At 66.7% G+C, this 19,659-nt stretch carries 15 protein-coding genes; 6 read left to right on the top strand and 9 right to left on the bottom strand.

Annotation, left to right across the window (positions count from 1 at the left end; genetic code table 11):
• The first annotated feature begins 11 nt into the window (after positions 1–11).
• From H3005_RS16780 to lpxH, 4 genes are all read left to right on the top strand, one after another.
• Positions 12–2,981: a TonB-dependent receptor gene (locus tag H3005_RS16780; protein ID WP_191078622.1), complete on the top strand. Its 2,970-nt coding sequence runs from the start codon at positions 12–14 to the stop codon at positions 2,979–2,981.
• A gap of 166 nt (positions 2,982–3,147) precedes the next feature.
• A complete protein-coding gene (locus H3005_RS16775) occupies positions 3,148–4,293 on the top strand; it encodes a glycosyltransferase family 1 protein (protein ID WP_100551667.1) in 1,146 nt (381 codons plus the stop codon).
• Entirely contained in the window at positions 4,274–4,813 is a 540-nt protein-coding gene (locus H3005_RS16770; RefSeq protein ID WP_025878111.1) for a phosphatase PAP2 family protein, read from the top strand. The genes H3005_RS16775 and H3005_RS16770 overlap by 20 nt, the downstream gene beginning before the upstream one ends.
• 59 nt (positions 4,814–4,872) lie before the next feature.
• A complete protein-coding gene (gene lpxH / locus H3005_RS16765) occupies positions 4,873–5,619 on the top strand; it encodes a UDP-2,3-diacylglucosamine diphosphatase (protein ID WP_191078621.1) in 747 nt (248 codons plus the stop codon).
• A gap of 87 nt (positions 5,620–5,706) precedes the next feature.
• On the opposite strand, the gene H3005_RS16760 is transcribed toward lpxH, so the two are convergent.
• A complete protein-coding gene (locus tag H3005_RS16760) occupies positions 5,707–6,960 on the bottom strand; it encodes a zinc-dependent metalloprotease (RefSeq protein WP_099819161.1) in 1,254 nt (417 codons plus the stop codon).
• Between the two features lie 220 nt (positions 6,961–7,180).
• Here H3005_RS16760 and H3005_RS16755 point away from each other — a divergent pair, with 220 nt between their 5' ends.
• Positions 7,181–8,653 carry a DUF2235 domain-containing protein gene (locus H3005_RS16755; RefSeq protein WP_100551665.1) on the top strand — a complete coding sequence of 491 codons (1,473 nt, stop codon included), beginning with the start codon at positions 7,181–7,183 and terminating at the stop codon, positions 8,651–8,653.
• A gap of 123 nt (positions 8,654–8,776) precedes the next feature.
• Here H3005_RS16755 and H3005_RS16750 read toward each other — a convergent pair whose 3' ends face one another.
• From H3005_RS16750 to H3005_RS16720, 7 genes are all read right to left on the bottom strand, one after another.
• Positions 8,777–9,601: a ferritin-like domain-containing protein gene (locus tag H3005_RS16750; protein ID WP_191078620.1), complete on the bottom strand. Its 825-nt coding sequence runs from the start codon at positions 9,599–9,601 to the stop codon at positions 8,777–8,779.
• Between the two features lie 10 nt (positions 9,602–9,611).
• Positions 9,612–11,078, bottom strand: a complete 1,467-nt coding sequence (gene purF / locus H3005_RS16745) for an amidophosphoribosyltransferase (RefSeq protein WP_025878104.1) — start codon at positions 11,076–11,078, stop codon at positions 9,612–9,614.
• Between the two features lie 30 nt (positions 11,079–11,108).
• Positions 11,109–11,888 (bottom strand): CvpA family protein, encoded by a 780-nt coding sequence (locus H3005_RS16740; protein ID WP_100551663.1) that lies wholly within the window; start codon positions 11,886–11,888, stop codon positions 11,109–11,111.
• 46 nt (positions 11,889–11,934) lie between these two features.
• On the bottom strand, positions 11,935–12,972 hold the full coding sequence (locus H3005_RS16735; protein ID WP_100551662.1) for an SPOR domain-containing protein: 1,038 nt from the start codon (positions 12,970–12,972) through the stop codon (positions 11,935–11,937).
• Positions 12,973–13,053: 81 nt separating this feature from the next.
• Positions 13,054–14,325, bottom strand: a complete 1,272-nt coding sequence (gene folC, locus H3005_RS16730; protein WP_191078619.1) for a bifunctional tetrahydrofolate synthase/dihydrofolate synthase — start codon at positions 14,323–14,325, stop codon at positions 13,054–13,056.
• A gap of 42 nt (positions 14,326–14,367) precedes the next feature.
• Positions 14,368–15,012 (bottom strand): histidine phosphatase family protein, encoded by a 645-nt coding sequence (locus H3005_RS16725; RefSeq protein WP_180163711.1) that lies wholly within the window; start codon positions 15,010–15,012, stop codon positions 14,368–14,370.
• A 219-nt stretch (positions 15,013–15,231) separates the two neighbouring features.
• Positions 15,232–17,394, bottom strand: a complete 2,163-nt coding sequence (locus H3005_RS16720) for a S46 family peptidase (RefSeq protein WP_191078618.1) — start codon at positions 17,392–17,394, stop codon at positions 15,232–15,234.
• A gap of 339 nt (positions 17,395–17,733) precedes the next feature.
• On the opposite strand from H3005_RS16720, the gene tdh reads away from it, so the two are divergent.
• Positions 17,734–18,756, top strand: coding sequence for an L-threonine 3-dehydrogenase (tdh, locus tag H3005_RS16715; protein ID WP_032952044.1), 1,023 nt, complete (start codon positions 17,734–17,736; stop codon positions 18,754–18,756).
• A 121-nt stretch (positions 18,757–18,877) separates the two neighbouring features.
• Here tdh and H3005_RS16710 read toward each other — a convergent pair whose 3' ends face one another.
• Complete coding sequence (locus tag H3005_RS16710) at positions 18,878–19,570, bottom strand: TorF family putative porin (RefSeq protein ID WP_089239045.1); 693 nt, start codon at positions 19,568–19,570, stop codon at positions 18,878–18,880.
• Positions 19,571–19,659 lie beyond the last annotated feature (89 nt).

Below are 19,659 nucleotides of genomic sequence, written 5' to 3'. Positions count from 1 at the left end.
GAGAGCTCGTCATGACTTCACGCACCACCGCACTGGGGCAGGCCATCCGCTACGCCCTGGCAACCACTGCGACGCTGGCTGCGCTGCCGGCGTTCGCCCAGAGCAGCAGCACCGCATCGCCGACCAACCTGGACCGCATCGAGATCACCGGTTCGCGCATCCGCCAGGTGGACGTTGAAACGGCGCAGCCGGTGCTGGCCCTGAGCCGTACCGATATCGAACGCCAGGGCTTCAGCTCCGTTGCCGACATCCTGCAGAACGTGACGGCGATGGGCAGCCCGGCGATCAGCCGCGCAAACGCGCTGAGCTCGGGCGAAAACACCGGCGGCACCTACATCGACATGCGCAACCTGGGCGCGCAGCGCACCCTGGTGCTGGTCAACGGCAAGCGCCTGGGCATCAGCACCTCGGGCCTGCAGGACGTGTCCTCGCTGCCGGTGTCGGCGGTGGAGCGTATCGAAGTGCTGAAGGATGGCGCTTCGGCCATCTACGGTTCCGATGCGATGGCCGGCGTGGTCAACATCATCACCCGTTCCAACGTCAACGGCGTGACCGCCAACGTCTACCACGGCCAGTACAGCGAAGGTGACGGCGCGCGCGACCGCTTCGACGTGGTGGGCGGCTGGAGCAACGACCGCGTGTCGCTGACGCTGGCGCTGGAACACTCCGAAGAAAAGAGCGTGTGGGCACGTGACCGCTGGTTCAGCAAGTACGGTACCAGCGACCACAACCCCAATGACCCCTCCAACTGGACCACGCTGAGCCAGTACGGCCAGATCACCGGCCTGAAGGGCCGCCCGGGCTGTACCGATACCCGCCTGGGCTGCGGCTACTCGCTCAACCGTGGTGCCGACCCGACCAACCCGGCCAATTACCACCTGACCGATGCGACGCCGTTCACCGGTGACGTCAGCAATGCCAACGACCAGATGCACGTCATGTACCCGATCAAGCGTGATTCGGTGTACTTCGATGGCCGCTTCAAGCTGACCGATGACATCAACCTGCGCACGGAGTTCGGCTACAACAAGCGTTCTTCCGAGCGCCAGATCGCCGGCTACCCGACCCAGTCCAGCTCGGTGTCCATTCCCAATGACCCGAACGCCACGGGCCAGATGTCCAGGGACAGCTACTTCAACCCGTTCGGCAGCCAGCACGGTTACGCCAACCCGACCGCAGTGTCCTGGAACCGCCGCACCTGGGAAGTGCCGCGCGTGAGCACCAGCGAACTGAAGACCTATCGTGCGGTGGTGTCGCTGGATGGTGCCTTCGAGATCGGCCAGCGCTACTTCGACTGGGACGTGGGCTACCAGTACAACCGCAACGAGCTGACCGCCACCGCCACCGGCAACCTGCACAAGAAGCGCGTGCGCGATGCCGTGGGCCCTTCGTTCCTCGACGCGGCCACCGGCAAGGTGATGTGCGGCCGCCAGGGCGCGGTCATCGATGGCTGCAAGCCGTGGAACCCGCTGGTGCCGTTTGGCAAGAATGACCCGAACGGCCTGACCGGCAACGAAGAACTGCTGTCCTGGCTGTTCCCGTCCGAAAAAACCACCGGCCGCACCACCACCAAGAATGCGTTCGCCAATCTGTCGGGCAGCATCATGACCCTGCCGGCCGGCGACCTGGGCTTTGCCTTCGGCGTCGAAAGCCGCAAGGAAGATGGCAAGTACACGCCTGACGCGCTGGCCCAGACCGGTGCCACCACCAACCTGGCCGCTGGCCCGACCGGTGGCAGCTACACGGTGAAGGAAGCGTACCTGGAGCTCAACGTGCCGATCCTGGCCGACCTGCCGGGTGCCAAGGAACTGAGCTTCAGCGCCGCAACGCGTTTCTCCGAGTACAACACCTTCGGCAACACCCTCAACAGCAAGTTCGGCTTCAAGTGGAAGCCGATCGACCAGCTGCTGGTCCGCGGCACCTGGGCCGAAGGTTTCCGTGCACCGACCATCAGTGACCTGTACGGTGGCGGTTCGGAAACCTTCGCGCAGTTCAGCGATCCCTGCGACACCGTGTTCGGCGCTTCCAAGAACAGTGCTGAAGTCCGCGGACGTTGCGCACGCGATATCGCCGATGCGGGCAGCTTCCGTCAGCTGCGCCAGGGCAATACGCCGGTGACCACCGCGCAGGACGCAACGCCGACGCCGTTCGTATCCGGTTCCAACCCGCAGCTGACCCCGGAAACCTCGACCAGCAAGACGCTGGGCCTGGTGTGGAGCCCGACCTTCGTAAGCAACCTCAACGTTGCGCTGGACTGGTGGAAGATCCGCATCGACAACACCATTGTCGATGACAGCCCGAACCAGATCCTCACCGACTGCTACGAGCAGGGTATCGAAGCGCGTTGCAGCCGCTTCACCCGTGATGCCGCCACCGGCATCGTCACCGGCCTGAAGTTCGGCAACCGTAACGCAGGCTTCGCAGAGACCGAAGGCTACGACCTGGACGTCAGCTACCGCGTGGATACCAGCTACGGCAAGCTGAGCGCTGGCTGGACCAGCACCTACGTCAGCAAGAACGTGTACCGTTCGACCAACGATGCCGGCGTGGTGCCTACCCCGATCAACGGCGTGGCCAACACCATCGGCACCAGCACCAGCCTGGCATTCCGGGTGCGTTCGAACCTGGTGCTGGGTTGGGATATCGGTGACTTCGGCGTCAGCTGGACCGCGCGTTACTACTCCGGCGTGAAGGAGCGTTGCCTCAACGCCACCCGCTACGCGGATGAGTGCTCCGATCCGGGCTTCATGGCACCGTGGATCAAGGGCACCCGCGATTACAACCAGCGTGGCGCGGTCACCTTCCACGACGTGCAGTTCCGTTACAACCTGCCGTGGGATGCCACCGTGTCGGTTGGCGCCAACAACGTGTTCGGCAAGGAAGGCCCGGTGATGTACAGCAAGCCGAATTCGTCGTTCTCCTACTACGGTGGCTACGACATCGGTCGTTTCATGTACATGAAGTACCAGCAGCGCTTCTGATCCACACGCTGGCGCAACACCACGACCACGGCCCTTCGGGGCCGTGGTTTTTTTGTCCCCCTGAATTACGCAGGCATCGCCTTGCCCGGCCGTCATCGCGCTGTCGCAAAGCGGTCATGTCCGCTACATCGCCAAGCCCGAGCATGCGTAAAACCGGAGGCCCGCCATGCGCTATGCCATCGTCACCGAAACCTACCCGCCGGAGATCAACGGCGTCGCACTGACCGTGCAGGGCCTGGAGCAGGGATTGCGCGCCGCCGGCCACGAGGTCGACCTGATCCGCCCGCGACAGGCCAGTGAAGCGCTGGAGGCGGTACCGGGCACCCTGCTGGTTCCGGGCGCGGCCTTGCCGCGCTATCCCGGCCTGCGCTTCGGCCTGCCCGCACCGATCCGGCTGGGCCGGCACTGGCGGCAGCAGCGCCCGGACGCGATCTACGTGGCGACCGAGGGCCCATTGGGCTGGTCGGCACTGCGCACCGCGCGCCGCCTGGGCATTCCGGTGGCTACCGGGTTCCACACCCGCTTCGACGAATACCTGCCCGACTACGGCGTGGCGTGGCTGCAGTCGGCGGCAATGCGCTGGATGCGCCGCTTCCACAACCAGGCCGATGCGACCCTGGTGCCCACCCGCGAACTGCAGGAATTTCTCACCGAACAGGGTTTCGAGCGTGTGCGCCTGCTCGCGCGCGCGGTCGACAACCAGCAGTTCGACCCCGCACGCCGCGACCCGGCGCTGCGCGAAGAATGGGGCATCGATGGTACGGGGCTGGCAGCGATCTACGTCGGCCGCATCGCCGCCGAAAAGAATCTCGGCCTGGCGGTGAAAGCCTTCCGCAAGCTGCAGCAGGTGCGTCCGAAAGCACGCTTCATCTGGGTCGGCGATGGCCCGGCGCGCGAAAAACTGGCCCATGAGAATCCCGATTTCATCTTCTGCGGCATCCAGCGTGGCGATGCCCTCGCCCGCCATTTCGCCAGTGGCGACCTGTTCCTGTTCCCCAGCCGCAGCGAGACATTCGGCAACGTGACCCTGGAAAGCATGGCAAGCGGCCTGGCTACTGTCGCTTTCGACTACGGCGCGGCCCGCGAGTACCTGCGCAACGGCGAGAATGGTGCGGCAGTGGATGACGACGAGCAGTTCGTGCAGGCAGCAGTTCAACTGGCTGCCGATGACGCCCTGCGCCGCGAGTTGGGCGGCAACGCGGCACGGGCGATGAAGCGGCTGCACCCACAGCAGGTAGTGGCGGAGTTCGAAAACCTGCTGGCGGAACTGGCCAATGCGCGGAGGAGCGGACATGCGCACCACGCCGCTTGAGCTGCTGGCCGGCCGCGAAGCACGGTTGTGTCGGCGCGCCAACCACTACTGCCGACGTCGCCGCGTGCGCCGCGTCTTCTCGATCATCAGCCGGCTCGGCGATGGCGTGTTCTGGTACGTGTTGATGGGCGCGCTGGTGCTCATTGATGGCTTCGATGGCCTGCGTGCATCGGTGCACATGGCCGCCACCGGGCTGGCCGCACTGCTGCTGTACAAGGGGCTGAAACGTTGGACCAGGCGACCACGACCGTACGCGGCCGACCTGCGTATCCGTGCCTGGGTGGCGCCGCTGGATGAGTTCAGCTTCCCGTCCGGGCATACCCTGCACGCGGTGTCGTTCACCATCGTCGCGCTGGCCTACTACCCCTGGCTGGCACCGCTGCTGGTGCCGTTCACCTTCGGCGTGGGCCTGTCGCGCGTAGTACTGGGCCTGCACTACCCGAGCGACGTTCTGGCGGCCACCGGCATCGCTGCACTGCTGGCCTCGGCCAGCCTGGCCTGGCTGCCGTTGCCGGTGTGATGCCCGGCGACTGCGCAGGGCCCTGCGCTACCGGCGAAGCGATGCCCTAGAATATCCGCATGACCACGCTGTTCATCTCCGATCTGCATCTGGACCCCAGCCGTCCGGCCATCACCGACCTGTTCCTGCGCTTCCTGCGCGAGGAGGCGCCCGGCGCCGACGCGCTGTACATCCTCGGCGATCTGTTCGAAGCCTGGATCGGCGATGACACCCCATCGGCCGCAGCCGATGCGGTGGCCGATGCACTGAAGGTACTGTCCGACAGCGGCGTGCCGGTGTTCTTCATCCGCGGCAACCGTGACTTCCTGCTCGGCGAAGACTATGCCCGCCGCGCCGGCCTGCGCATCCTGCCGGACCCGTGCATGATCGAGCTGTACGGCCGCCCGGTGCTGCTGCAGCACGGCGATCTGCTATGCACCGATGACATCCCCTACCAGCAGTTCCGCGCCCAGACCCGCGATCCTGTCTTCCAGGCGCAGTTCCTGTCGCAGCCGCTGGAAGCGCGCATCGCCTTCGCGCAGAAAGCGCGCGATGCGAGCCAGGCGCGCCAGTCGGAAATGAAGCAGGGCGACCGTGCGCAGTTCGAAACCGTCACCGACGTGGCCCCGGCCGAAGTGGAAGCCACTTACGCGCGCCATGGCGTGGACACGATGATCCATGGCCATACCCATCGCCCGGCGATCCACACCCTGCAGGCCGGCGGACGCAGCTGCACCCGCATCGTGCTGGGCGACTGGTACGAACAGGGCTCGGTGCTGCGCGTGGATGCCAACGGCTGGACCCTGGATACGCTCGCGCGCGTCTGATGGGTCGCAGGGTGCCAACCAAGGTTGGCATCTACCAGAGCAGGTGCACGCGCTCTGGTAGACGCCGCCCCTGGTCGGCGCTTGGCCTCAGCGGAAGGCCGCGATGGTGGCCTTGGTATTGACCAGCACGCGCTGGTTGTCGGCACTGCTGGCGATGCCCATCGGCACGCCGTTGTAGCTGATGTTCGGATTGGACCAGTAGTTCAGCCGCGGACAGCCGGCCGAGCAGTCGTAGGCCATGATCGTGCGCCAGCGCGACCCGCTGGCCGGCTCATAACGATAGCCATGGCCATAGGCATACGGTGACGTGCTCGGATCACTGGCGATATCGTGCCGTGCGCTCTGCAGATGGCCGATTTCATGGGCGAACGAGTAGTAGCCGGTGGCGCAATCCCAGTACACCGCGGCAAACGCCGTCGACGCCGTGGAGCCGATGCCCGAGGCCAGCCCGCAGTAACTGGTGTTGTTGATCAGCAGAACGCCGACGTCGGCGGCCGTGTTGTTGCGGCTGGTGTGGATGCTGTCCATGTAGCCGTCGCTGGTGCCACGGAAGCGCGACAGGTCGGTGGTGAAATTGCCGGACTCGGTGTAGCTGGTGGTTTCATAACCGGCCAGCTGCAGGGTCAGGCCCACGTTGCTGTTGGTATACCCCTGGTTGGACTCGGCAACGGCCAGCTGCACCAGCGACTGCATGTTGCCGCCGTAGGCGGTCACTGCAGCGTTGGTCGCCACCACCAGCACGCGGATGGTCGCCGGGCTTCCCGACGAGGCCTGCGCGGTGCCAAGGCGATCATTGGCCGGCATGGCGATCTTCGGCAACTGGTTGTAGTCGGCCGGATGGTCGGCCGGCATCCGCGACTCATCCACCTCGACCAGCACGTGGCGATTGCCCAGCGGACGCAGGCGATACAGCTTGCCGTCCTTGCGGATCGAGCCGGTGAGGGTGTTGCCCGAGCGCACCAGGATCAGCGAGTTGCCCGGATCGTCCTGGCCATTGGACGTGGCCGCCTGCAGGCGATCGGACGGCGCGCGCAGCTGGCCATACCAGACGCTGCCACCATCCGGCAGCGCCTCGACCTTGCTGCGCACAGCCTGCACCTTCTGCCCGAGCAGCTCGAATTCCAGCTGCGGCTGCGCGGTGGCGGCAGCATCGACACGCACTTCCTGTACGGCGGCGGTGGACGGGGTGGCCAGCAATCGCCCCAGTGCCGGCTCGCTGGTGGCCGATGCACGGCTGAGCACGGTGACCGGCTCGAACAACGGCGCCGCACTCGCGGCCGCCGCTACCGACAATCCCAACAACAGACCACCTGTCGCTTTACCTATCGATCTGGACATCATCTTGTCGCTCCTTGGAGTGAAGTGGACAGCGTTGATGCAGCACGACCCGGAGTGCCGGGTTCGGCCATCAGGCCTGCGCAGGGCGTGTGAATTCAATAGATGAGGGGAATGGAAATCGCGATCTGTGATCGACCGCATCTGCGTTCAGTGAGGTCAAAAGCGTCAGTACACTTCGCCAACACACAGCTTTCGCGCTACCGTGACGTGGCCACGACGGGAAATGCACATGGCACCAGGACAGCACAGCAGTGACATGACGGCTGATCCGGGCCTGCTGCGGATCGGCCTGTTCTTCGATGGCACCCGCAACAACGCGCACAACCTGGCGCAGGGTCACCGGCAGGTGCCGCGACCGCGCCCTGCCCTGCTCCGCGCCGATGACGATTCGACCTACCAGAGCCGGCTCACCAGCAGCTACGACAACGGCGCCACCAACATCGCGCGCCTGCACCAGCTGTATCCGGACAGCCGACGCACACCGGGCAGCGCACCTTCGCTGGCGATCTATGTTGAAGGTGTCGGCACCCGCGACGATGCCGAAGACGACCTGATCGGCCTGGCCTTCGGGATTGGCGCCAGTGGCGTGCAGGCGAAGGTGCAGCGTGCATTGCAGGTGTTGCTGCCGGCCGCACTGTCGGCACTTGCCTCGCAGTGGCGCGCGCCGCTGCACAGCGTGCAGCTGGATCTGTTCGGCTATTCGCGGGGCGCGGCCGCCACACGCGATGTGGCCAACCACCTGCGCGGGTGGGATGCCGAGCGCTGGCGGCAGCTCCTGCTGCAGGCAGGGCTTTCGTGCAGCACCGGCTTCGCCCTGCCGCGGCCGACACTGCGCTTCATCGGCCTGTTCGACACGGTGGTCGCCGTCAACGGCGGTCGCGCCGACGAGCACCCCCGCATCGCCCTGCCCGCGGGCATCGCCGAGGCTGTGTTGCAGCTCAGCGCGCGCGATGAGCATCGCCAGCACTATGCGTTGACCACGGTGGCACCGACCCATCCCGAAATCGCACTGCCCGGTGTGCACGCCAACATCGGTGGAGGCTACGACCAGGTGGAGGAAGGGCCCAAGCTGCTCAGCCGGCCCCGACGGCAGCAGCTGCGCCGGCCCGGCGTGGAGGACTACCAGACACCGCCACTGGCACTGCTGCAGGCGACGACCGCCTACGCTGAAGCACAGGCCGACGCCGAGCGCTGGCGGCAGCAGCTGGGGTTGAACCCGAAGGAAGTGTGGGTCGATGTCTGGCACCAGTGGCAGCAGCAACGACGCGCCGGCAGCCGCAGCGTGCTGATGTCGCCGGTGCTGTACGTCACCGCTGCGGTGGTGCTGCACCGGCGCATCGATTGGCGCTATCAGCTGGTGGCGCTGCAGGTGATGCAGAAGCACGCCGTCGATGCCGGCGTGACCTGGACCGCCGACGCCGCCGAGGTGGCGGGTTGGGAGCTGCCTGGTGCACTGCAGCCGATCGCGCGCCGTCTGATCGCCGGCCAGTCGCTGACCCCGACGCAGGAAGCGTTGTTGCGCCGCCGTTACCTGATGCAGTCCGCACACTGGAATTTCGATGCGCTGGGCGATACCGCCCTGACCTACACCGCCGATGCCGGTGTCAGCGAGCTGCCGTACCGCCCCGGGCCGGGGTTGTTCTACATCAACCGGCCGACGGTGGATGGCAGGCGCGTGGTGTTGCCGAACGGGTGAACGAGCGAACGGCATCCACGCATGGCGTGGATCTACTGGGGTGGCGGGTGGACCTCATCCACCGGGGTACCGGCCTTGCAGTAGATCCACGCCATGCGTGGATGATGGATCAACCGACGCCGGTCAACCCGCCTGCTCGATCAGATTGGCGAGCTCATCCGCATCGAACCCCGCCAGCAGGCGCGCTTCCATATTGAACGGCCCGTGCAGGTAGCCACCGGCATACTCGACCAGCAGTTCCTTGAAACGTGCACGCGGTTCGACGCCGGCGCGATCGCAGTACCAGCGGAACCAGCGCGACCCAGCGGCAACGTGTGCAACCTCCTCGCGCAGGATCACTTCCAGCACATCAGCGGTTTCACCGTCGCCGACATTGCGCAGCTTGTCGATCATGCCAGGCGTCACGTCCAGCCCACGCGCTTCCAGCACGCGCGGCACCAGCGCCATGCGCGCGAGGCCGTCGTGCGCGGTCTTCTCGCACATTTCCCACAGGCCGTTGTGCGCAGGGAAATCGGCGTACTCATGGCCGTGTGCCAGCAGGCGCTCGCGCAGCAGCATGAAGTGGCGCGATTCGTCGTCGGCGCAGCTCACCCAGTCGGCGTGGAACGCTGCCGGCAGACCGCGGAAGCGGTATACCGCGTCCCAGGCCAGGTCGATCGCATTGAGCTCGATATGGGCGATGGCATGGATGAACGCCGCGCGCCCCTCCACCCCGCCCAGGCCGCGCCGGGGCACTTCACGCGGATGCACCATCAGCAGCTGCGGCGGTCGGCCCGGCATGCGGATCGGTTCGGCTGGCGGCGCATCGGCCGGTACGTTCAACCGGCTGGCGCGGAACGCCGCCGCGTAGGCCTGGGTCAGTGCGACCTTGTGCAGGGGATCGGCTTCGGCCAGGCACTGCTGCGCAGCGCGCAGCAGATTGCCGCCGACGTCAGGCACGTCGATCACCGCCTGGACCTCAGGCGCGGCGCTTGTGCTTGGCGTCGTCCGAACGCAGCTGCTGGATGCGCTCGAAGTAGCCCGGTTCGATGCCCGTCGGGTAATGCCCGTTGAAGCACGACGAATCGAAGTTGCGCAGCGCCGGATTGCCTTCGCTCACCGCCGCTTCCATGTCTTCGATGTCCTGGTAGATCAGCCAGTCGCAGCCCAGGTGGGCTTCGATTTCCTCGATGCTGCGGTTGTGCGCGACCAGTTCTTCAGCGGCCGGCATGTCGATGCCGTAGATGTTCGGGTAACGCACCGGCGGTGCGGCGCTGGCCAGGTAGACCTTGCGCGCGCCGGCATCTCGCGCCATCTGCACGATCTGCTGGCTGGTGGTGCCGCGCACGATCGAGTCGTCCACCAGCAGCACCACGCGGTTGCGGAACTCCAGGTGGATCGGGTTGAGCTTGCGGCGCACCGACTTCACCCGCTCGCCCTGGCCCGGCATGATGAACGTGCGGCCGATGTAACGGTTCTTGATGAAGCCTTCGCGGTATTTCACCCCGAGCACGTTGGAGATCTCCAGCGCAGCATCGCGCGAGGTGTCCGGGATCGGGATGATGGTGTCGATGTCGTGGTCCGGGCGCAGGCGCAGGATCTTCTCGCCCAGCTTGATGCCCATGCGCATGCGCGCCTTGTGCACCGACACGTTGTCGATCATCGAATCGGGGCGTGCGAAGTACACGTACTCGAAGATGCACGGGGTGTGTTCGGCCGGCTCGGCGCAGATTTCCGAGAACAGTTCACCGCGCGCGGTGATCACCAGCGCTTCGCCCGGCTGCACGTCACGCACGCGCTGGAAGCCCAGCACGTCCAGCGCGGCCGACTCGGAGGCAACGATGTACTCGTCACCCTCGGCGTGGCTGCGCTTGCCCAGCACCAGCGGGCGGATGCCATGCGGATCGCGGAAAGCGACCAGGCCCAGGCCCAGCACCACGCTGACCACCGCATAGCCGCCCTTGCAGCGACGGTGCACGCCGGCCACCGCGCGGATGGCGGCTTCCGGGCTGAGCTGGCGCTGCTGTTCCAGTTCGTAGGCGAACACGTTCAACAGCACTTCGCTGTCCGAATCGGTATTGACGTTGCGGCGGTCCTGCTCGAACACCTGCTGGCGCAGGTCCTCGGTGTTGATCAGGTTGCCGTTGTGGGCCAGCGCGATGCCGTACGGCGAATTGACGTAGAACGGCTGCGCCTCGTCCATGCCTTCGGAACCCGCGGTCGGGTAGCGCACATGGGCGATACCGACGCTGCCTTCCAGGGTGGACATGGTGCGTGCATCGAAGACATCGCGGACCAGGCCGGTGGCCTTCTGCACCCGCAGGCGGCTGCCGTTGACGGTGGCGATGCCCGCCGCGTCCTGGCCGCGATGCTGGAGGACGGTCAAGCCGTCATACAACTGCCCGGCGACGTTCTGGTTGCCGACGATTCCGACGATGCCACACATGATGCGAGGTCTCCGCTGGGCTGTGCCCAGTTACAAGGAAGGTGGCCGTACCTGGCCAGAGTTGTCGCCGCGTCTGCGGTCGACATTGGCCGGGTCGCCCGGCTCGATGCTGCCCGGTAGTGCTGGGGCGTCCGGGCGCACTTCGGCCGGATCATATGCCTCGCCCTGTTCCGCCTTCGCAGGCCGCAGCCATCCGCTGCCCGCCACTATCTGACCGAGTACGCCATTATCGCCTGTCGCCCCCGGCTTGCCCACTCCGGCGCCGGCGCTTTTGCCCAGCTCCATCAACGCAGATGGGGACAGTGCGTCCATCGGCAAGGCCTTGGGCAGCAGGTCGGCCCCCGGCACCTGCCAGTGCGGCAGCTTGCTGTTCATCCAGCCCACGGCCGGGTTCAGCACCGGACGCAGCGCCGAGCCGCGCCAGGAGGGTTCGGCGGTGAGCGGGGTGAAGCCGGCCAGCAGCAGCAGCACGGCCGCGATGAGGCCCCCACGCACGGCGCCAAGGATCCCACCCAGCAGGCGGTCCAGGCTGCCCAGCATGTTGCGGTGGACGATGGCCTTGATGACCATGCCGATCACGGCGACGACGACCATCACGCCGATGCCGACGCTGAGGTAACCGCCGATGAAATGCTCGCCGCCGGGCGCGGCCGGTGCCGCCCACCAGCGTGCGGCGTCATTGCCGAAGGCGAAAGCCGCCCAGGCAGCCACCAGCCACGATACGGTGCCGATGACGATGCCGACGAAGCCGCGCAGCAACCCGAGCAGGGTGGAGGCGGCGATCACGATCAGCAGCACCACGTCGATCATGGCGCCCCGCTCCTTCGGCGGCGCTGGCAACGGGGCTGCGTACAGGTCATGGGTGCGGTCGCACCATACCGGCCACGCCGACCTTGGCGGCGACCTGCGCCTTCAACTGTTCGGCATCGGCGCGGTTGGCGACCGGCCCGACGCGGACCCGGTGCAGGCTGCCCTTTTCGGTGCGCACCTGCTCGACGAAGGCGCTGAAGCCTGCCGCGCGGACCTTGTCGCGCAGGGCGTTGGCATCGTTGGCCTGGCCGAATGCACCGAGCTGCACGGCAAACCCCACGCCGCTCGCAGCCGGTGCGGCCGGCGTACTCGGCGGGGTGGCCGGCTTGCTGGCGGTCGCTTCCGGCTTGGGCTCGGGCTTTGGTTCCGGCTTGGCCACGGGCTTGGCCGGTTCCGGCTTGGTGGCCGGCGCTGTTGCTGCGGTTGGCGTGCTCGGCGGCAGGCTTTCACTGCGCACCGGGTTGCCGGTCGCCGACGGCGCAGTCGCCGCGACAGGGGTGCTGGCGCTCGGCGCGGGCGCCGGCGTGCTGGCCACCGGTGCGCTGGTCGAGGGCTTGGCATCGAGGGTGATGACTTCTGCCTTCACGTCGGCGCGGACCTTCACCGCCTGCAGCCGGCCCGCTTCGGCCTGCGCACGATCGGCATACGGTCCAACGCGCACGCGCCAGGCCGGGCGACCGTTGATCGATGCGGTCTCGATGAAGCCCGGAAGCTGCGAGCGCTTCAGGTAGGCGACCACCGCATCGGCATCGGCCTGGCTGCCGTAGGCGCCGAAGGTCACCGCGTAGTTGCCGGCGGCGACTGCTGGCGAGGTGTCCACGGTCGGCGGCGCAGCCGGCGCGGCGGCCTCCTCGACGGGACGGGCCTGGCCGCTCTGCAACCCGGTGGCGCCACCGGCAGGCGCGACCAGCGGCAGTTCGCGGGTTTCGAACTGGCCATCGGCCGGCGCATCGGGCGCGGCGATCGGCACATTGGCCACGCCGCTGTCCGGGGCCGGGCCCTTGACGAGCATCGGCAGGAAGATGACGGCCAAGGCCACCAGGACGATGGCACCAATCAGACGCTGTTTCAGGGGCGTATCCACGTAGGGCAGGCGGCAGGCTGGACGTTGCGGTCGATTATACGGGTGCGCGACCGGGCGGCGTCGGTAATGGCTGAACGGCGGTCAGGCAGGGGCCTGCAGCCATTGCAGCGCAGCGGCTGCGGTATGGAAGGAGCCGAACACCAGTACCCGGTCGCCGCGTTCGGCACGGGCCAGCACCTGCGCCAGCGCCTGTTCGACCGTATCGGCCAGCGCCGCAGTGGCTGCGGCGGTATCGGCCAGGCGTACCTGCAGTTGCGCCGCGCTCTGCCCACGCGGGCCATCCAGCCCGGCCAGGGTCCAGTCGCTCACCACGTCCTGCAGGGCCTGCACCACGCCCACGGCGTCCTTGTCCTGCAGCGCGGCGTACACCGCCAGGGTGCGCCCGGGGGCAGCCTCGGCCTTCAGCGCGCGCGCCAGCTGGCCGGCCGCCTGCGGGTTGTGGCCGACATCGACGCGGACCTGCACGCCATCGCGCTCGAACGCCTGCAGGCGCCCGGCGATGCGCGCCGCAGCCACGCCTGCGGCCCATGCGGCGCGCGGCACCGGCTTGTCCAGCGCACGCAGCGCAGCGATCGCCGCACCGGCGTTGGCCAGCTGGATCGGCCCGGCCAGCGCCGGGGTCGGCAGCTCCAGGCGGGTGCCCACATCGCGCCAACGCCAACGCTGCGCATCGATCGGTTCGTAGAAGTAGTCGCTGCCACCGCGGATCGCATTGGCACCTACCAGATAGGCGCGCGCCAGTACGCTCGACGGCGGATCGGTCTCGCCCAGGATCACCGGCTTCCAGCCGCGGATGATGCCGGCCTTCTCGGCACCGATGGCCTCGCGGTCCTCGCCCAGCCATTCGGCATGATCGATGTCCACGGTGGTGATCACCGACACGTCTGCGTCGACGATGTTGACCGCATCCAGGCGGCCGCCAAGGCCGACTTCCAGCACGGCCAGATCGAGATCGGCATCGGCGAACAACTGCAGCGCGGCCAGCGTTCCGTACTCGAAATAGGTCAGCGTCACATCACCGCGCGCGGCCTCGACCGTGTTGAACGCAGCGACCAGTGCGGCGTCATCGGCATCCTGGCCATCGATGCGCACGCGCTCGTTGTAGCGCAGCAGGTGCGGTGAGGTGTACGCACCGACCTTCCAGCCCGCAGCGCGCGCGATGGCTTCGATGAAGGCAACGGTGGAGCCCTTGCCGTTGGTACCACCGACCACGATGGTGTGCCTGGCCGGTGTGCCCAGGCCCATCGCGGTGGCCACTGTGCGCACGCGCTCCAGTCCCATGTCGATGGTGGCCGGGTGCTGGCGTTCAATGTAATCCAGCCAATCGGCCAGAGTGGTCGGGGTGTTCTTCACGGCAAGGCTTCCAACAGGTACAGGTGGTTCAGGACAGGAAATTCAGAGTGCGCGGTGCTTGGCTTCACCGAAGAACGGCGTGTGGTGGGCGCAGTCGTTCAGGCGCACCACTTCCAGGCTGTCCAGGTCGGGGCCTTCAAGCAGGTTGAGGGTTGTCGGTGCCTGGCGGAAGGTCCACAGCCGCGACAGCGGCAGGCCCAGCACCTTGCACAGGATCACCCGGTTGACCGCGTCGTGGGCGACCACCAGCAGCGTGTCGTGTTCGCCAAGGCCTTCAACGGCACGGGCGAGGCCGCGCCAGCTGCGCTCCAGCACCAGGCGCAGCGACTCGCCGCCCGGCATCAGCACGGTGTCGGGCTCATTGCGCCAGGCCTGCAGGCGCGACGGATCTTTTTCGTTGATTTCGCTGGCCAGCAGACCTTCCCACTCACCGTGGGCGATCTCCTGCAGTTCCGGCTCGGTCAGCAGCATGTCGGCGCGCTCAGCGCCAAGGGCCAGCTGCGCGGTGCGCTGGGCGCGCGACAGCGGCGAGGCCACCGCACGGGTGATGTCCACCGAAACCAGGCGGGCGCCAAGCGCCTGGGCCTGGGCCTCACCGATGGGCGAAAGCGGGATGTCGATCTGGCCTTGGTAGCGGCCTTCGGCGTTCCACGGCGTTTCGCCGTGACGGGCAAGCAGGATGCGCATGCGAACAAGGGGTCCTTGGGGGAGGAGTTCCGGCGCAGTGTTCACATCCTGTGAAGTACGCGGAACAGGGATGATACCTGTTCGGCGGACCGGGCCGGACGGGGCATGAAAAAACCCCGCGACAGACGTCGCGGGGTTTCAGGGGTTTCCTGGCCATTCCCGCCGAGCATGGCTCGGCGCTACAACCGGCGGTCCCCGCTCACGCGGGGACGGCGGATCTCATTTGGCCAGGTTCAGTTCCTTCAGCAGCTGCGGCGCCGGCGCCACTTCCTGCATGATCCACTGCATGTAGCGGCTGTCGACGGCGATCATGCGGGTCATCACCGGGTCGAACACCCAGTTGGAGCTGACCGATTCCCAGTTGCCGTCGAAGGCCAGGCCCACCAGCTTGCCGTTGGCATCGAGCACCGGCGAGCCGGAGTTGCCACCGGTGATGTCCAGGTTGGACAGGAAGTTCACCGGCACCGAACCAATGCGCTTGTCTTCCAGGCCACCGTAACGCTTGGCCTTGACCGCATCCAGCAGCGCCTTCGGCGAATCGAACGGATCTTCGCCGGTTTCCTTCGCCGCCACGCCTTCCAGGGTGGTGAACGGGGTGTACTTCACGCCGTCCTTGCCATAGCCCATGACGTTGCCGAAGGTGATGCGCAGCGACAGGTTGGCGTCCGGGTAGACGAACTCACCCTGGCTCTTCTTGTAGTCGGCCACGGCCTGCAGGTACAGCGGTCGGGCAGTCAGCGATTCGCCTTCGCGGATCTTCTTCTGCTCTTCCTGCTTCAGCAGCGCCGGCATGACGGCCACCGCGTACTGGATGGCCGGATCGGTGCTGGCTTCAAACGCCGCGCGATCGGCCTTGAACCACTTCAGGCGGTTGTCCAGGCTGCCCAGCTCGGTGCCGCCCAGCTTGGTCACCAGCGACTTCACCGCAGTGGCATCGCTGCCGGCCAGCCACTTGTTCAACACTTCGTTGTCGCGCTGCGCGGCCGGCAGGGCCACGTACTGGTCGAGCCAGTAAGCCTGCAGCTGCTGGTCCATCTTCGCCACGTAGCGGCGATCCATCTGCTTCAGGCCACCTTCGATGGTGGTCAGGTCACGTTCCTGGTAGCCGGCTTCGCGCTCGGCGTCCGGCTTGCTGCGCTCGATCGACAGGCGGTACAGGGTGATCGCCGCGCCAACGGCCGAGGTGTTGTTGAACTGGCCAACGAACAGGTCGCGCTCGCGCGTCGACTTGCTGGTGTCCAGGTGCTGCAGCAGCTGCGCGTGTGCGGCCAGCGCCGGCTTGCCGGCAGCGCCCTGCTTCTTCAGCCAGGCCAGCACGGCGGCTTCTTCGGCCTGCTTCTGGCCAGCGGCGTCGATGCGCTTGAAGCCTTCCAGCTGGCCCAGGTAGTTCTTGGCCACGTTGTTCATGCTGGCGGCGGTGGCGGCGTACTTCACCTTGACGTCGGCGTCGGCCTTGCCGGCGTCAGCGATCATCTTCAGCACCGCGTTGTAGTGGCGGGCGATGGTCGGGTAGGTGAAGCTGGCGGTCTCGTTGAACTCACCGGCCAGCGCGTAACGGTTGGTGCGGCCCGGGTAGCCGGCCACCATCACGAAGTCGTCGGCACCCAGCGGCGTATCGGCGAACTTCAGGAAGTGCTTGGGCTGGTACGGCACGTTGTCGGCCGAGAACGCCGCCGGCTTGCCGTCCTTGCCGACGTAGGCACGGTAGAACGAGAAATCACCGGTGTGGCGCGGCCACATCCAGTTGTCGACGTCGCCGCCGAACTTGCCGACGCTGCCCGGAGGTGCATAGACCAGGCGCACGTCCTTGATTTCCAGGTTGCGGAACAGGCGGTAGGCGTTGCCGCCGGAGAAGCTGTACAGGCGGCAGCGGAAACCGGCATCGGCTTCACAGGCGGCGACCTGGGCCTTGTCGAAGGCATCCAGCGCACGGCTGCGGGCCAGCGGGTCCTTGCCGGCGCCGGCGATGGCGGCCTTGGCCTGGGCGGTGACGTCGGTGATCTGGTCGAGCACGAACACGCGGGCGTTCGGGCCGGCACTCAGTTCGTCGCTGAGCTTGGGCGCGTTGAAGCCGTCCTTGATCAGGTTCTTCTGCGCGGTCGAATTCAGCTGGATCGCACCGTAGGCACAGTGGTGGTTGGTGACCACCAGGCCCTGCGGGGAGACGAAGCTGGCGGTGCAGCCGCCCAGCGCGACCACCGCGCCCATCGGGTCGCCGGTCAGGTTGGCCAGCTGTTCCGGGGACAGCTTGAGGCCGGCCTTCTGCAGCGGGCCGGCGATTTCCGGCAGCTGCTGCGGCACCCACATGCCTTCAGCGGCATGGGCGACCTGGACCAGCCCAAGGCTGGCGACGACGGAGAATGCAAGCAGGTTCGAGCGCATTGAGCGGCCCCTGGTAGTGGAACCTTCGATTGTAGCCCGCCACCCTGCCCCGCCCCGAACCCCGGAAGTCATGGGCCGGGCGCACCGATGCCCCGGTAGCAGCCAACCTCAGTTGGCACCCAAGCATCCGCCGGGCATGGCCCAGCGCTACCGGGGCAGCCGCCATGCGGGGTAGCGCCGGGCCATGCCCGGCGAGCGCAGCGGCAACGTTCGAAACGCCCGCCTGCGTGCATCTTTCGTTCCACCAATGCACCCGCAGCGCAACATGGGAAATCCGCGTGGCGCCCTATAATCCGCGCTTTCCCCCTGATGAGTTCCACCCCGATGGCGCAGCAAACGATGAAGGCCCTGGTCAAGCGCGAAGCGGCCAAGGGCATCTGGATGGAAGAGGTTCCGGTGCCGACCCCGGGCCCCAACCAGGTCCTGATCAAGCTGGAAAAGACCGCGATCTGCGGCACCGACCTGCACATCTACCTGTGGGACGAATGGAGCCAGCGCACGATCAAGCCGGGCCTGACCATCGGCCATGAGTTCGTCGGCCGCATCGCCGAGATCGGCCCGGGCGTGACCGGCTACGAGATCGGCCAGCGCGTGTCGGCCGAAGGCCACATCGTCTGCGGCCACTGCCGCAACTGCCGCGGCGGTCGTCCGCACCTGTGCCCGAACACCGTCGGCATCGGCGTCAACGTCAACGGCGCGTTCGCCGAATACATGGTGATGCCGGCCAGCAACCTGTGGCCGATCCCCGACCAGATCCCGTCCGAACTGGCCGCCTTCTTCGACCCGTACGGCAATGCCGCGCACTGCGCGCTGGAATTCAACGTCATCGGCGAAGACGTGCTGATCACCGGCGCCGGCCCGATCGGCATCATCGCGGCGGGCATCTGCAAGCACATCGGTGCACGCAACGTGGTGGTGACCGACGTCAACGACTTCCGCCTCAAGCTGGCCGCCGACATGGGCGCCACGCGAGTGGTCAACGTCGCCAACACGTCGCTGAAGGACGTGATGAAGGAACTGCACATGGAGGGCTTCGACGTGGGCCTGGAAATGAGCGGCAATCCGCGCGCGTTCAACGACATGCTCGACTGCATGTACCACGGCGGCAAGATCGCCATGCTCGGCATCATGCCCAAGGGCGCCGGCTGCGACTGGGACAAGATCATCTTCAAGGGCCTGACCGTGCAGGGCATCTACGGCCGCAAGATGTACGAGACCTGGTACAAGATGACCCAGCTGGTGCTGTCCGGCTTCCCGCTCGGCAAGGTGATGACCCACCAGCTGCCGATCGACGATTTCCAGAAGGGCTTCGACCTGATGGAAGAAGGCAAGGCAGGCAAGGTTGTTTTGAGCTGGAATTGATCCGGCCCACGGTAGCGCCGGGCCATGCCCGGCGTCGCCGGAGCTGAAAAAGGCGCCCATTGGGCGCCTTTTTCTTTGGTGCTGCCGGCCAGCGGCCGGCACTACCGTAACGCCTGCGGCGTTACTTTCCGACCGCCACGCTCAGCATCACCCGGCTGTGCGCCAGCTTGCCGGAGTTGTCGCGGCCATTGCCGTCGGTGCCGTAGTAGCCCAGGCCGACGTTGAACAGGCCGAACTGGCGGGCGACGCCGACGTTCCAGTCGGTGTAGTCCTTGGCGATCCCGTCCTCGAAGGTGCTGCGGCCGACGTTGGCGTTGAGCGTGAACTCCTTCGGCAAGCCCCAGCTGCCACCCAGGCCGAAGTACCAGCCATCGGTGCTGCTGTTCCACACGTCGTTGCTGTAGGCCACCGTCAGCTTGTAGGTGTCGTCCAGCGTGGTGGTGGTGATCAGCTCGTTGTAGTTCTGGTGGCTGGACTTGAGGTAGGTATAACGGTTCAACAGCACGTCGAAGTTGACGCGCTCGGTCACGTCCACGCCGTAGCCGATCAGGTAGTCGACCTCGGTCTTCGGATCGCCTGCGCCGAAGTCGACGCCCGAGCCCCAGACGCCGGCATACAGGCCGACCGGGCTGGTGTAGGTGAAGCCGGCCTGCAGGGTCGGATCCTCATCGGTCTGCGACACACCACGGAACAGGTAGTCCGAGACGGCGGTGACGTTCCAGCTGTACGGAGATTCGTTGTCCTGGGCGCTGGCGGCGAACGGCGCGAGGGTCAGGGCGGCGGCAATGGCGAGGCAGGCACGGGCGTGCTTCATGGGCGTCTCCGGTGGGGTCGGTGGCGTGGAAGGCGGGATCTGCAGCGGGCGCAGCGACCGGAGCCAGACAGCCCCGGTTCACGAATTTT

It is taken from the genome of Stenotrophomonas sp. Br8, from assembly GCF_014763005.1.
Lineage (GTDB): Bacteria > Pseudomonadota > Gammaproteobacteria > Xanthomonadales > Xanthomonadaceae > Stenotrophomonas > Stenotrophomonas lactitubi.
This window is presented reverse-complemented; position numbering and strand designations above follow the sequence as displayed.

Coding starts and splice junctions, on each gene's coding strand:
- tdh (WP_032952044.1), top strand. CDS start 17,734: ATGAAGGCCCTGGTCAAGCGCGAAGCGGCCAAGGGCATCTGGATGGAA.
- H3005_RS16755 (WP_100551665.1), top strand. CDS start 7,181: ATGCACATGGCACCAGGACAGCACAGCAGTGACATGACGGCTGATCCG.
- H3005_RS16760 (WP_099819161.1), bottom strand. CDS start 6,960: ATGATGTCCAGATCGATAGGTAAAGCGACAGGTGGTCTGTTGTTGGGA.
- H3005_RS16740 (WP_100551663.1), bottom strand. CDS start 11,888: ATGATCGACGTGGTGCTGCTGATCGTGATCGCCGCCTCCACCCTGCTC.
- H3005_RS16770 (WP_025878111.1), top strand. CDS start 4,274: ATGCGCACCACGCCGCTTGAGCTGCTGGCCGGCCGCGAAGCACGGTTG.
- H3005_RS16780 (WP_191078622.1), top strand. CDS start 12: ATGACTTCACGCACCACCGCACTGGGGCAGGCCATCCGCTACGCCCTG.
- H3005_RS16775 (WP_100551667.1), top strand. CDS start 3,148: ATGCGCTATGCCATCGTCACCGAAACCTACCCGCCGGAGATCAACGGC.
- H3005_RS16710 (WP_089239045.1), bottom strand. CDS start 19,570: ATGAAGCACGCCCGTGCCTGCCTCGCCATTGCCGCCGCCCTGACCCTC.
- H3005_RS16725 (WP_180163711.1), bottom strand. CDS start 15,012: ATGCGCATCCTGCTTGCCCGTCACGGCGAAACGCCGTGGAACGCCGAA.
- purF (WP_025878104.1), bottom strand. CDS start 11,078: ATGTGTGGCATCGTCGGAATCGTCGGCAACCAGAACGTCGCCGGGCAG.
- lpxH (WP_191078621.1), top strand. CDS start 4,873: ATGACCACGCTGTTCATCTCCGATCTGCATCTGGACCCCAGCCGTCCG.
- H3005_RS16720 (WP_191078618.1), bottom strand. CDS start 17,394: ATGCGCTCGAACCTGCTTGCATTCTCCGTCGTCGCCAGCCTTGGGCTG.